This is a genomic window from Idiomarina solivarensis (assembly GCF_033052755.1).
GTDB lineage: Bacteria > Pseudomonadota > Gammaproteobacteria > Enterobacterales > Alteromonadaceae > Idiomarina.
In genome coordinates this window covers 12432-26513 of the sequence record NZ_JAVFHZ010000008.1, presented here as the reverse complement: position 1 = coordinate 26513, position 14082 = coordinate 12432, and the positions used below count along the sequence as shown (strand labels likewise).

The 14082-nt window shown below is 47.5% G+C and carries 12 protein-coding genes; 5 read left to right on the top strand and 7 right to left on the bottom strand.

Translation table 11 applies throughout. The annotated features are described in order from the left end of the window. Positions 1–2 precede the first annotated feature (2 nt). Positions 3–1346 (top strand): AmpG family muropeptide MFS transporter, encoded by a 1344-nt coding sequence (locus RBK99_RS12195; RefSeq protein ID WP_317504876.1) that lies wholly within the window; start codon positions 3–5, stop codon positions 1344–1346. After that, positions 1333–2238 (top strand): ketopantoate reductase family protein, encoded by a 906-nt coding sequence (locus RBK99_RS12190; RefSeq protein ID WP_317504875.1) that lies wholly within the window; start codon positions 1333–1335, stop codon positions 2236–2238. Before RBK99_RS12195 ends, RBK99_RS12190 begins: the two co-directional genes overlap by 14 nt. On the opposite strand, the gene ribBA is transcribed toward RBK99_RS12190, so the two are convergent. Genes ribBA through glyA form a run of 4 tightly spaced genes read right to left on the bottom strand, consistent with a single transcriptional unit; the run spans position 2235 to position 6226 of the window. Further along, entirely contained in the window at positions 2235–3350 is a 1116-nt protein-coding gene (gene ribBA / locus RBK99_RS12185; RefSeq protein WP_317504874.1) for a bifunctional 3,4-dihydroxy-2-butanone-4-phosphate synthase/GTP cyclohydrolase II, read from the bottom strand. The genes RBK99_RS12190 and ribBA overlap by 4 nt on opposite strands. A 13-nt stretch (positions 3351–3363) precedes the next feature. After that, on the bottom strand, positions 3364–4491 hold the full coding sequence (gene ribD / locus RBK99_RS12180; RefSeq protein WP_317504873.1) for a bifunctional diaminohydroxyphosphoribosylaminopyrimidine deaminase/5-amino-6-(5-phosphoribosylamino)uracil reductase RibD: 1128 nt from the start codon (positions 4489–4491) through the stop codon (positions 3364–3366). After that, positions 4484–4933, bottom strand: coding sequence for a transcriptional regulator NrdR (gene nrdR, locus RBK99_RS12175; RefSeq protein WP_317504872.1), 450 nt, complete (start codon positions 4931–4933; stop codon positions 4484–4486). Before nrdR ends, ribD begins: the two co-directional genes overlap by 8 nt. Positions 4934–4969: 36 nt before the next feature. Next, on the bottom strand, positions 4970–6226 hold the full coding sequence (gene glyA, locus RBK99_RS12170; protein WP_317504871.1) for a serine hydroxymethyltransferase: 1257 nt from the start codon (positions 6224–6226) through the stop codon (positions 4970–4972). A gap of 159 nt (positions 6227–6385) precedes the next feature. Between glyA and ettA the strand changes: the two genes are divergently transcribed. Further along, on the top strand, positions 6386–8050 hold the full coding sequence (gene ettA / locus RBK99_RS12165; RefSeq protein WP_317504870.1) for an energy-dependent translational throttle protein EttA: 1665 nt from the start codon (positions 6386–6388) through the stop codon (positions 8048–8050). A 45-nt stretch (positions 8051–8095) separates the two neighbouring features. On the opposite strand, the gene radA is transcribed toward ettA, so the two are convergent. Continuing rightward, a complete protein-coding gene (radA, locus tag RBK99_RS12160; protein WP_317504869.1) occupies positions 8096–9460 on the bottom strand; it encodes a DNA repair protein RadA in 1365 nt (454 codons plus the stop codon). 64 nt (positions 9461–9524) lie between these two features. On the opposite strand from radA, the gene RBK99_RS12155 reads away from it, so the two are divergent. Next, positions 9525–12029 carry a PilZ domain-containing protein gene (locus RBK99_RS12155; protein WP_317504868.1) on the top strand — a complete coding sequence of 835 codons (2505 nt, stop codon included), beginning with the start codon at positions 9525–9527 and terminating at the stop codon, positions 12027–12029. Here the strand turns inward: RBK99_RS12155 and serB are convergent. Continuing rightward, positions 12003–12665: a phosphoserine phosphatase SerB gene (gene serB, locus RBK99_RS12150; protein ID WP_317504867.1), complete on the bottom strand. Its 663-nt coding sequence runs from the start codon at positions 12663–12665 to the stop codon at positions 12003–12005. The two genes, RBK99_RS12155 and serB, sit on opposite strands and share 27 nt — an antisense overlap. A gap of 108 nt (positions 12666–12773) precedes the next feature. On the opposite strand from serB, the gene RBK99_RS12145 reads away from it, so the two are divergent. Then, complete coding sequence (locus tag RBK99_RS12145) at positions 12774–13325, top strand: YtjB family periplasmic protein (protein WP_317504866.1); 552 nt, start codon at positions 12774–12776, stop codon at positions 13323–13325. On the opposite strand, the gene RBK99_RS12140 is transcribed toward RBK99_RS12145, so the two are convergent. Further along, a complete protein-coding gene (locus RBK99_RS12140) occupies positions 13282–14079 on the bottom strand; it encodes a TatD family hydrolase (protein WP_317504865.1) in 798 nt (265 codons plus the stop codon). The two genes, RBK99_RS12145 and RBK99_RS12140, sit on opposite strands and share 44 nt — an antisense overlap. Positions 14080–14082: the final 3 nt, after the last annotated feature.

The window sequence follows — 14082 nt, the reverse complement described above, 5'->3', positions numbered from 1 at the left end:
GAATGAAATCAGTGAAGCCGACGTTCTGGCAAGACCTGCAAGTTTACCGTCAATCGCGCGTATGGGTTATTTTTGTGCTGGGCATTGCCAGTGGTTTCCCATGGGTGATGATTGGCTCAGCACTATCCGCCTGGCTGCAGGAAGTTGGACTCACCCGATCGATTATTGGTTATTTTGGCGCCGTTTTTGGTGCCTACTCCATTAACTTCTTGTGGTCACCTCTCATTGATAATCTGAAGCTCCCTCTACTGACTCGCTGGTTAGGCCAGAGAAGAAGCTGGATATTCCTCTGCCAGATGCTTATCGCCGGCGGCTGCTTCTCATTAGCCAGCCTCGATATCACCAACAACCTGCATGTTGTTGGGCTAATTGCACTGGGCATAGCGATTAGTTCAGCCACTCAGGATATTGCCATTGATGCTTATCGCATCGAGTCATTTTCTGAAGCTGAGGGACGCTTACAAAACGCAGGCGCGGCAATGACAACGGCTGGCTGGTGGACAGGTTACAGCGGTTTAGGGGCTTTACCCTTTTTCATTGTCGATGGGGTGACGTGGCAATGGCAACATGCTTATTTCGGTTTAGGTTGCGTCATGCTCGGATTGGCGGTAATCGTACTTTTTGTCCGGCGAACCACCTATCATCAAGATCCGACGATAAAGACTGAGCTGGTTAACTTCTGGCCGGCAATGAAAGAAAGAGTCAGTATTACCGTTATTCAGCCCATTGGAGAGTTCTTTTCTCGTAATGGTGTCAAATTGGCATTTTCAATTCTTGCTTTTATCTTCCTATTTAAAATAGGAGAAGCTTTTTTGGGCAGAATGTCGATTGTCTTTTATAAAGAAGTTGGGTTTACCAACGCAGAAATAGGGACTTATTCTAAATTAGTAACCTGGTGGGTAACCATTGTTTTTGCCCTTCTTGGCAGCCTCGTCAATTTGCGGGTCGGCATTGTTAAAGGTTTAATGGTGGGTGGCTTGGCCATGGCATCCTCTAACCTCATGTTTTCCTGGATAGCCATGGTCGGTCCTGACACCAACCTATTCTTAAGTGCTGTCTTAATTGACGGATTTACCAGTGCCTGGTCAACTGTTGCCTTCGTTGCTTTTATCAGTTTACTTTGCAACCGCACTTTTACCGCGACTCAATATGCTCTCATGGCCTCACTGGGAACTTTAGGAAAAACTCTGCTCTCCTCCTACAGTGGTGTTATTGTCGATTCGATGAACGGCAATTGGACACTGTTCTTTGTGCTTACCGCTGTGATGGTTATTCCCAGCCTTATTTTTCTTTGGGTAATACGTAAGCCGTTAATAGCTCTGGAGAAAAAGCGTGACGAAGGATAACCTGAACTGGGTGGTACTTGGCCCCGGAGCCATCGGTGGGCTTATTGCCGGAGGTTTACTTGAACAAAGCCAGACCGTTTCGCTGCTGCCCCGTCATACTGCACCTCGCGAACTGAACTGGCGAGTTATCCGCTCTGATGCAACTCGTGACTATCGAGCTACCGCTGTCCAACTTCCGCTGCCCGCTAATAGCATTTTTATTGTTGCGGTTAAGGCCTTTGACGTTATTGATGCATTACAGCGAATATCGGAACTCGACGGCTTTCGCAAATCCATGCCCATTGTACTGAGCCATAATGGCATGGTGGTATTACCAAAATCATTACAAACACTGAATTTACACCATATGGTGACCACTCACGGTGCGGTCAAAAGCCAAGATGAAAATGGGGGCATTTGCATAGAGCACAGGGGTGTCGGCCGCAGTTGGCTGGAAGTAGCGAAAACACCACAGATCCCGCTATATGGCTCAATTTTACAACACGCTTTTCCGCCAATGCATTTTGAGAACGATCTCACGGAAAGACGGTGGCTAAAACTTGTTATTAACAGCGTTATTAACCCGCTAACGGCCATTAACCAATGCCCCAACGGTGAATTACTGGAGCAAAAATGGCAATCGCAAATTTATCGTCTTGTTGAAGAAGCGGTTTCTCTGGCCAAGCAAAAAAAAATACCGCTGACAGTAGAGGGTTGTTACCAGGAAGTTATTCGTGTGGCCCAGGAAACTGCATTGAACCATTCGTCCATGCTGCAAGACGTTGAGCAGCATCGTCGTACTGAGATACAGCAATTAACCGGCTATTTGATTAGCGCCGGTGAGTCAGAGGGTATTGCCACACCAACTCACCAGGCACTTCTGAATGAATTTCAGAAGCGTTATACTTTTTAATCTTTATCTTCAATAAAGTCGACCACTTCCAAACCGAAACCAGACAACGCGGAATACCGTTTTGGCGAACTCATTAAATGCATTTGATGAATGTTAAGATCCGCCAAAATCTGAGAGCCTAAACCAACGTTACGAGACGCATTCGATGCTGATGCTGTCGGTTTGTGCTCACCTCTGTCCTGCGCTTCAAATTCTCGCACCTGAGCAATAATGTTGTCCGCTGTTTGCTGACGACCAATAATCACCAACACCCCGTCATGCTCAGCGATATAGGACATAGCCTTTTGAATTGGCCAGCTACGCTTAGCAGCGCGTTCGGTCAGAAAGGTATCGTGGAAGGTATCCTGTAAGTGAACCCTTACATTGGTTGCTTTGTCTTCCGAAAGATCTCCGTGAACCAGCGCATAATGCACCTGCTGATCAATAGTGTCCTGATAAGTAATTAACCGAAACTTACCAAAGGCAGTAGGCAGGTCACACTCAGCTACTCGTTCTACGGTTTTTTCCCGTATGGAAAGGTACTCAATGAGATCGGCAATAGTACCGACCTTAATATCATGCTCTTGTGCAAAGGCTTCAAGATCCGGACGACGGGCCATGGTGCCGTCTTCATTCAGCACTTCCACAATAACAGACGCAGGCTCAAACCCGGCTAAACGCGCCAGATCGCATCCCGCTTCGGTATGACCTGCACGATTCAGTACCCCACCGGACTTGGCTTTTAACGGAAAGATATGGCCGGGCATCACTAAATCTTCTGGCTTAGCGTCTTTCTTTACAGCATCCAACACCGTTTTTGCCCTATCGGCTGCTGAAATCCCAGTCGTCACCCCTTCTGCCGCTTCAATAGAAACAGTAAAGTTTGTAGCATAAGGTGCGTTGTTCTTATCCACCATTAATGGCAGGTTGAGTTGCTTGCAACGTTCTTCTGTCAGTGTCAGGCAAATAAGTCCACGACCATAACGGGCCATAAAATTAATAGACTCAGGCGTTGCGCATTCGGCTGCAATAATAATATCGCCTTCGTTCTCGCGATCTTCGTCGTCCATCAGGATAACCATTTTACCCTGACGAATGTCTTCGATAATTTCTTCTGTGCTATGCAGTGACATAACGCTTTACCCTTTACTCTTGTGTATGAGGTACGGCAACCAAGCGTTGATCTGGCCCTACCTGCCGACGATCAATAACCTTAAACCTTGGTGCTGACACTAAATTCATTGGTTCGCTCATGTCGATCACCGAGCGACCGTGGTGGCCTAATATCTGACCCGAGCTGTAAATCATAAGTCTGTCGCATAGCTGCTGGTCAATAAGGGCGCCTGCCAGGTTCGCGCCACATTCTGTCCATACCTGATTAATTTCTCGTCTCGCTAGTTCGATCATCAACGCTTTCAGGCAAACCTTGCCGTCGTTATCAGCGTCGATAAGCAGTTCGTGGCAGTGCGGATGCCGGCTACCCTGACCCGCTACTGTCCGCACCAACCAAACCGGTGCCGGAGATTCAAATAGCGTTGCTTCATCAGTCACTCGATGTTGACTGTCGATAATAATACGCACCGGTTGTTTAAGTGGTTCAGGTAATTGACGCAACTTTGGCCACTGTTCGGCGCGCACGGTTAACTTCGGATTATCAGCCAGAACAGTGGTCGCGCCGGTTAAAATAGCATCCGCTTGTGCTCGGAAAAATTGCACGTCGCTACGAGCTTCAGCAGAGGTAATCCACTGACTTCGACCATCAGACAAGGCCGTTTTTCCATCCAGCGATGTCGCCATCTTCAGGGTCAACCAAGGACGCTGACGCGTCATTCGGGAAATAAAGCCTGGGTTTAAACGCTCGGCTGCGGACTGCAAAATTCCGACATCGACGCGAATTCCGGCTTGTTGCAGATGCTTAACACCATTACCGCTAACCCGTGGATTGGGATCCTGCATAGCCACCACCACCCGCGCAACTCCGGCTTCAACTAGTGCGTCCGCACAAGGGGGCGTTCGTCCAATATGGCTACAGGGTTCCAGTGTGACATAAGCGGTAGAACCTTTGGCTCGTTGTCCGGCAATACGTAAAGCATGGGCTTCCGCATGAGGTTCGCCGGCTTGATGGTGCCAACCTTCGGCAAGAAGGTCAGAACCCATTGTGATGACACAGCCTACAGCCGGGTTAGGACGAGTTGTCATCAGCCCGCGCCGCGCTAATACGAGAGCCCGGTGCATCATTTGATGATCAAACCGTTGTTGTTCTAAGTCAGTCATTCAGGCGCGCTATTTCTTCACCAAACTCACGGATGTCTTCGAAGGAGCGATAAACGGAAGCAAAACGAACATAAGCCACTTTATCGACCTGCTTCAAATTCTCCATAACCAGACTACCGATAAAGTTACTGCTGATTTCGCGCTCACCGGTTGAACGGATGCTCGACTTAATTTTGTTAATAGCTTGCTCCATAAGTTCCAGACTTACTGGCCGCTTTTCAAGCGCTCTTAACAAGCCATTGCGCAGCTTATCTTCGTTAAACGGTTCACGCGAGCCATCAGTTTTTATAACTCGCGGCATAACCAGCTCAGCAGTTTCAAAGGTCGTAAAGCGCTCCTTGCAATGATTACACTCACGCCTGCGACGAACAGAGGCACCATCCGCAACCAATCGCGAATCGATAACCTTAGTATCTTGTGTGCCGCAAAATGGACAATGCATTGCCTGACTCCTTTAAGTGCGCTTTGTTACTGGTAACTAACCGTAAACCGGAAACTTAGCGCATAACGCTTTAACTTGCTCGCGAACTTCAACAATTTTATCTTCGTTAGAAATATCGTCCAGAACGTCGCAAATCCAATTAGCCACTTGCTCAGCCTCTGCCACGTTAAAACCACGGCGAGTAATAGCCGGCGTACCTAAACGCAGCCCGGATGTCACGAACGGAGAACGGGGGTCATTAGGAACCGCATTCTTGTTCACGGTAATAAATGCGTTACCTAACGCAGCATCGGCGTCTTTACCGGTAATGTCTTTGTCGATTAGATCAACCAGGAACAAGTGATTCTGTGTGCCATTGGATACGATTTTATAACCTCGCGCCTGCATCGTTTTAACCATTGCATTAGCGTTCAGCAGTACCTGCTTTTGATATTCTTTAAATTCAGGCTGTAACGCTTCCTGAAAAGCCACAGCTTTACCGGCGATAACATGACATAAAGGACCGCCTTGATTCCCCGGGAAGACCGCACTGTTTAATTTTTTATGTAATTTCTCGTCGTCGCTACCGGAAATGATCAAACCACCGCGAGGCCCTGCCAGGGTTTTATGAGTAGTCGTTGTGACAACATGCGCATAAGGCACCGGATTCGGATATTCACCTGCAGCAATTAAACCCGCCACATGAGCCATATCCACCATTAAGTAAGCATCAACCTTGTCCGCAATCTCACGGAATTTTTTCCAGTCGACAATACCTGAATACGCGGAAAAACCAGCAACGATAACTTTAGGTTTATGCTCCTGCGCCAGCTTTTCAACTTCGACGTAATCAATTTCGCCTGTGGCTTCATCCAGACCGTAGGAAACCGCGTTATACAATTTACCTGAAAAATTAACACCGGAGCCGTGAGTCAGGTGACCGCCATGAGCGAGACTCATGCCCAAAAACGTATCGCCAGCTTCCATCAGCGCCATAAAAGCAGCTGTATTCGCCTGAGAACCTGAATGCGGTTGTACGTTTGCGTATTTAGCGCCAAATAGCTGTTTCGCACGCTCAATAGCTAAATCTTCAACTTTATCAACAAACTCACAACCACCGTAATAACGTTTATGTGGATAACCTTCAGCGTATTTGTTCGTTAGCTGCGAGCCCTGAGCTTGCATAACCCGCGGACTGGTGTAGTTTTCTGATGCAATCAGTTCGATGTGTTGTTCCTGACGTTCAACTTCGCCTTGCATCGCCTGCCATAAGTCCGCATCAAAGTCGGCAATGTTCATCTCAGATTTCAGCATTACAGCTCTCCAAATCATTAAATGGTCTTAATTTTCCCGCCATTTTACCTTAAAACACAAATGCATGCCTAGTTCAGCACAACAAAGTTTGGGGATGTTCGTAAATAACAGTAAACTATGGGGTAACTTTTTTGTTGATAAGAAGGATTTTACGTCGCTATGGCGCAATATATCTATTCAATGTCCCAGGTGAGCAAAGTTGTTCCACCGAAGAAAACCATTTTAAAAGACATCTCTCTATCGTTTTTCCCCGGCGCCAAAATTGGTGTTTTGGGTGTTAACGGTGCGGGTAAATCAACCTTGCTGCGCATTATGGCAGGCATTGATAACGAATATGAGGGTGAAGCTCGTGCTTTATCCGGTATTCAAATTGGTTACCTACCGCAGGAACCACAACTGGACGAGAATAAAACGGTAAAAGAAACCGTTGAAGAAGCCGTTGCCGACGTTAAAGAAGCGTTTGCAAAGCTTGATGAAATTTATGCCGCTTACGCCGACGAAAATGCTGACTTTGATGCGTTATCAAAAGAACAAGGTGAATTAGAAGCTTTGTTACAAGCAAAAGACGGTCATAATATTGAAAATATTCTAGAGCGTGCGGCTGACGCACTTCGTCTGCCTGAATGGGATGCCAAAATAGGCAACTTATCGGGTGGTGAAAGACGCCGGGTAGCCATTTGTCGGTTATTGTTATCGAAGCCTGACATGTTACTTCTGGATGAGCCGACCAACCACCTGGATGCTGAATCGGTCGCCTGGCTGGAACGCTTCCTGCACGACTACAACGGCACCGTAGTGGCTATTACCCACGACCGTTATTTCCTTGATAACGTTGCGGGCTGGATCCTGGAACTTGACCGGGGTTACGGCATTCCATGGGAAGGTAATTACTCGTCCTGGCTGGAACAGAAAGAAAAGCGTCTGGAACAGGAAGAGCGTTCAGAGAAAGCTCGTCAGCGCACTATCAAACAAGAGTTGGAGTGGGTGCGTACTAACCCGAAAGGCCGCCAGGCGAAAAGCAAAGCGCGTCTTAACCGCTTTGAAGAATTGCAAAGCGGCGACTACCAAAAACGTAACGAAACCAATGAACTGTTTATCCCGCCAGGTCCTCGTCTGGGTGATAAAGTCATTGAGGTTAATGGCATCAGCAAGGCTTACGAAAAACGTCAGCTCATTGATAACTTAAGCTTTAGCGTTCCGAAAGGCGCTATTGTCGGTATTATTGGTCCAAACGGTGCCGGTAAATCAACCTTATTCCGAATGATAAGCGGCGAGGAAAAACCTGACAGCGGTTCTATCGAGCTTGGAGAAACGGTTCAGTTGGCGAGTGTTGACCAGTTCCGTGACAACATGGATGACAGCAAAACCGTATTCCAGGAAATAACCGACGGTAACGATATTTTGAAAATTGGTAGCTTTGAAGTGAACGGCCGCGCTTATGTAGGCCGCTTCAACTTCCGTGGTACTGATCAGCAAAAACGCATTGGTGAGTTGTCGGGTGGTGAACGTAACCGCGTGCACTTAGCCAAGCTGTTAAAAGCTGGTGGCAACGTATTGTTACTCGATGAGCCGACCAACGACTTAGACGTAGAAACCTTACGAGCATTGGAAGAAGCCATTCTCGAGTTTCCTGGCTCTGTTATGGTTATTTCGCACGACCGTTGGTTCCTTGACCGCATTGCCACGCATATTCTGGATTACCGTGACGAAGGCGAAGTGGTGTTCTACGAAGGTAACTACAGCGACTACGAAGCTTACATGAAAGAAAAATTCGGTGAGCAGGCTATGGAGCCGCACCGCATTAAATACAAACCAATTGGTTAGTAAAGTGAAAAAGGGAGCCTTTTGGCTCCCTTTTTTATGTAAGAGTTACATAACGTCCAGTGCTTGTTGAAGATTCTTCACACCAATGACTTCCATACCTTTGGGTGATGTTTTCGGTGTATTCCCGATAGGCACAATGGCTTTTTTGAAGCCATGTTTAGCGGCCTCATTCAGCCGTTCGAGGCCATTGGGAACAGGACGTATTTCACCCGCCAAGCCAACTTCCCCAAATACGATCAACTCACGTGGCAGCGGTTCTCCTTTAAAACTGGAAACAATGGCCAGCAATAAGGCCAAGTCCGCTGAGGTTTCCGAAACTTTCACTCCCCCGACCACATTCACAAATACGTCCTGATCAGACACTTGTAAGCCGCCATGGCGATGCAAAACCGCCAGCAAAAGCGCCAGTCGTGTTGCCTCAAGCCCCACGGCTACTCTTCGGGGATTCGCGAGCGCGGAATAATCCACCAAGGCCTGAATTTCAACCAGCAACGGTCGGGTACCTTCCCAAATCACCATAACAACCGAGCCCTTTCCCTGGTCTTCCGCTCGCTGCAAGAAGATAGCCGAAGGGTTTGATACTTCTTTGAGCCCGCCACCTGTCATAGCGAAAACACCGAGCTCATTAACGGCACCAAAGCGGTTTTTCGTTCCGCGCAAGGTGCGATAACGAGAATCTGAAGAGCCATCCAGGAGAACCGAGCAGTCAATGCAGTGTTCAAGTACTTTTGGCCCGGCCAAATGCCCTTCTTTCGTTACATGACCGACCATAATAATGGCGACATTTTTTTGTTTTGCGTAACGAGTCAAAAACGCAGCCGATTCACGTACCTGCGACACACTGCCGGGTGCTGACTGAATGTCGGCCATATGCATCACCTGAATGGAATCGATGACCATAATGGCGGGCTTTTCTTTATCCGCCAGCTGACAAATACTTTCGACCGACGTTTCCGATAACATACGCAGCTTATCCGTCGGCAAATTTAACCGTTGCGCACGCATTGCGACCTGTTGCAATGACTCCTCGCCGGTCACGTACAGTGCTGGCATACGTTCAGCCAACTTACAGAGCGCCTGTAAAAGCAGCGTACTTTTACCAGCCCCGGGTGAGCCGCCTATTAAGATTGCCGAGCCCGGTACCACGCCCCCACCCAAAACTCGGTCAAACTCCTGAAATCCGGAGCTGAAACGCGGTACTTCCTGTAAGTCCACCTCGTTAAGGGTTTGTACTCTGGCGTCAGTGATACCACTAAACCCGCGACGATCAGTTGAATTCGTTGTTGTTTTTGACGTCAAACGAATTTCAGTGAGCGTATTCCAGGCCTTACATTCCGGGCACTGCCCCAACCAACGCGGGAAGTCTGCACCACAATCGTTACACACATACGCACTTTTTGCTTTTGCCATTCGTCTGCTTCTCGTTTTATGATGAGGTAATATTCAAGAATAATTATAAAAATAGTAGACTTCGATGCCGAACCATTATTTTGACCAACTTATCGAGCAGTTAAAGCCTGTCGTGTACGATACCGACTTTGACACACTGTTCCAGTCATTAACTGAAAATGAAGATGGTCCCACTCGCTTCAAACTAAAAATGGAGCTTAGACGTTTAGCCGCTCCTTGTCACCGTACGGTTGATCTACGCAACCAAGTGGATGGTGACTGTCATCCATACGAATACAATGGCCGCCGGCATCAGCTTGACGACGTGGCCGTCGAAATTTTTGAGCGGGGCCTTGAAACTTATAAAGGCGTTTTTACGCAAGATACGTTCGAACAGATACTGGATGCCGACAATCACTTACGCCAGGCTCGCGACGAAGAAAGAGCCTTTGCTCAAAGTTTAGCGGACCACAATGCCGAGCCGTTAAGTGGCCAGTCGCCATTTACAAATTCAGATAATGAAGCAGAATCCTATCTTTTAGAAACTTTCCATTTTGGCCGGTATCCATACCGCGCTGAAGAACGAATGAATTTTACCATCGAAGTGGCGCTTGAAGACAGCAATGGGCAAAGTTATCAGGCGGTAACAACCGATATTTCTATCACCGGTATGCGTGTGCGAGTCGATGACAACCATAACCTCAAATACGACGACACTTTATCGCTCTATTTCACTGGTCTGGCTAAAGAGTTCACAATCGACTCCAGCACTCGAATTCCATATCGCGTTGTTGCGGTGCAAACGGCTGACGGTAAAAGTTATCTGAGTTTAAACCGTGACCCAGACTATCAGTCGGCAGAGCTCGATAAATTCTTCCATCGCTTTATCAACGGCTATAAAAAGCGCTATCGGGTGAATATAGACAACACCTATAACACGATTATTAGTAAAGGACATGAGCAGTTTCTGCTGCCACGAATGCAGCAATTACCGGTGTTTTTCTCTGAATCAAACCGGCAACTGATCGCTGATTACGTGTTAACAACCGATAATAATCGTTTCATTTTAAATAACTGGATCAATGAGTTAAATCAAATAAGCTTTGGCTCAATTTTTAATCTTCGCCGGAGCCGTTGGTTGTTGCAAAACCTGGCTCAAAGCCACAGTGCCCGGTTACTGGTTTTGACCTTCTCAATTACGGCAAGAGGAAAAATATACAATTACTCGGCCACCGTTGAAGAACTGCAAAAATCAGGACTGTGGGATACTTACGTTGCTTTTGGTAGTCAAAAAGCTTCCTGGCGAGTCTACCAGGTAGACTTGAGGCCGGTGGACTTAAATAATGCTTGGCAGCCTCAGAGTGTCCCTCAGAATGTGCAAGTCCCGTTTCGATTAAACCCTCCTACGGCAGAAGTTAAAAGAGCGATTTCGCCATTGAGGTACATGGGCGTAGTAAACGATATTACGGACAGCTTAAACGGCTTTTTTGATACTGAGCTTAATAAGGATCAACTGCCATCGTTAAAAGCATTCGCCCACCCTCCGGCAGTGCCGATTCGCACAAAAGAAGCTCGCCTTGAGTTTATTAATTTACGCAGTGAAAAACGTTTCAATTATCGCAGCCGCTGTCGGGTTAAAGTTGGGAAGCTCGTCCGCGACGGTATGATCATTGATCTTTCCGTTAGTGGCTTACAAGTACAGATTGATACGCCAGTCGCAGCAGAAAGGGGCGAGCATGTTGAAATTTCCATGACGGGCTTTAAGAAGCTGTATAAGAAAGCCAAATTAGAACATCTGTCTTATACCATTGCTTCTATCGACGACGCCCACACGACACTGCGTCTAAAAGTTGATAACGACCAGGAACAGCACATGGGTTCGGAATTCATACGCTACCTAATTCGGGAACAGCGTGACATGCTTCAGTTACAAGTCGAAAATACATCGATCAACGGTCTCGCCCTTTGCCTTCGTAATTTATACTGCGACGCACCAGGCTCACTCCCTGTTTTCTTTTATAGGAATAAAAAGCGCAGAACATCGGTACGCCGTGCAGGCCTGTCTAACTGGTCTTCAGGTTGGGGGCAATTGTTATCAAAATTTCCGGGCAGCCAGAAAAATACGCTTAACCTGCAGCCTTTACTGCGAGGCTCTTCAGTGACTAAAAAGCTTCTCCCCCGGCTGGATGACATGGACCGCACATCGGAACCCGCAACCTTGCTATTATTGCTCCGACTTTACCGTCAAAGTGGCGAGGACATTGTTCAGACTCAATGGCTAAAAAGTAATGATAATCACGCTATCGAATCGTTTATTGAGCAATGTTTGCCTAACTCTATTTTCAGGGCTATAACTGTGACTCTATCCAGAACTGGCCGTCCTGACACCCAGTTTATTCAGGCAGAGCTGAATTATATTAGTCGCTACGCCGCTTATCGCGCGCAAGAAATTGAGGAAGACTTATGGCAGGTATACGCGATTGCCGATACCGTTGATGTGACAGAAAGCTTACTTGAGTTTGCGCTTCCCGGAACCGACACAATTCAGGAACAGCAGCAACGTTTAGATGACTGGGTCAATAAGTTTTGATTGCTGGAGACAGCCAATAATTTCCAGTAAGTTACTTGAATTGACTGAGTAGTCTGCGACAGCCTGCAACGCAGGCTTTGCATTATAAGCAACCCCCACAGCCGCCGCTTCCAGCATCAGCGCGTCATTTGCACCGTCACCCACAGCTACGGTTCGCTCAGGAGGGATACTCCACTTTTCAGCAAGCGACTTGAGACGTTGTGCTTTCACGTTAGCATCAACGATGTCACCCAGCAGGTTTCCCGTTAAATAACCGTCGATAACCTCAAGCTGATTAGCGACAATTGCATCCAGATTCAACGCTGATTGAACCTTTTCGGCAAACCAGGTGAAGCCTCCGGAAACTAGCGCCGTTTTCCAGCCAGCGGCTTTTAAAGTATGAATGAGCTCTGCGGCCCCGGGGTTAAATGGAATGGGATTAAACAAAGCCTCTAATTGGCTTTCAGCAATGCCTGCCAAACAAGCAACCCGCAGCTTCAGGCTCTCACCAAAATCAATTTCGCCCCTCATTGCGGCTTCCGTTATTGTAGAGACTTTAGTATAACGGTTATTTAATCGTGCAATTTCGTCGATACACTCAATACCAATTAAGGTAGAATCCATGTCGAATACGATTAAACCTGAACTGTGTTTCATTTAACGGAAAACTCCTGAGCTGAGCCCATGCGACTGACTGAATTTAGGCACTGGCATCAATTAAAAAATGCTTTACTGAGCAACAGAACCAAAGCAATGGTTCGTATAATGACAAAACGTGCTCTGCGTTTAGCCGCGGCCGGTGGGTTACTGTTGATCATTATTAATGTCTGGAATATTGCCAGTGTCCAGTCACAACAGCAACTGTTCTCGCAAACTCAATCCGTTACCCAACTCATGATGGAACAAGCCGAACATGAAGCCTACTATTGGCTGGAGCACCAGAATACCGAGCGCTTAACCGCACTAACCGAACACCTTGCCGGACAACCGGAAATACTATCAGCCACCATTCGCAACCGCTTTGGCGAGCTGCTGGTTCACAGCGGCGTGAGTTCTTCGATTATTGACTGGCCCGAAGCAAAAAATTCATCTGACCCCTGGGTGTTGATAGAAGAAATCAGCCGCGACAGCAACGTCAGCGGCTATTTGCAGGTTGTTTTCGATAAAAACCTTTTGCTCAAGCAAAGTCAGACCGCGCACGAGGGGCTCATGCAACAAGGCAAGTTTTTGTTGCTTCTGGCAATGTTAGCTGGTGTTTTTATTATGCTGGGCTTTAATCGGATACGTGATCGCTACTGGCAGACTGAGAATCATTAAAAAGCTCACAGCTATTTCGCCATAAAGTATCACTGAGCGACTCTTTACCCATTTCTCTGAGTTCAGCCAGAACATCCAGAACTTGCACAACTTTAGCGGGCTCATTACGCTGCCCCTGATAGCCACAGGTTGGCATATCCGGAGAGTCGGTCTCAAGTACCAGCGCAGACAATGGGACTTCCGTTATTGCCTGCCGCGTTTTCTGAGCCCGTGTGTAAGTAATGACTCCGCCAACACCGAGCTTGTAGCCACAGTCAACAAACTTCATCGCTTGCTCATAACTTCCGCTAAATGCGTGTATAACTCCCGACTCCGGGCCATGCTGCTTAACCAGTGGATGCGTTGTTTCGAGGGTCTTACGGTGATGAATAATAGCGGGTAAGCGGTACTCTTTTGCCAGCTTCAGTTGCGCGATAAATAGATCACGCTGAAGTTCTGAATGCTCACAGGTTGCATCCAGACCAATTTCACCAATCGCCAATAAATGCTTCGGCTTTTCATCCAGTGCTTGTTCCAGTTTGCTCAGTTGGTCCTGACTATGCTGCTCAATAAACCAGGGATGAAGACCAAGCCCAAAGCGCCAGCTTGAGTAGTTATTTGCCAACTGCTGTAACCGAGGCCACTGCTCAACACTGACACCCGGCACCATAAAGCGCCCTACTCCCGCTTCACGGGCTTTTTTGATCACTTCCGCCCGGTCATCGTCAAACGCCTTGAAATCAATGTGGCAATGAGTGTCGTAGAGCTTTTGCATAAA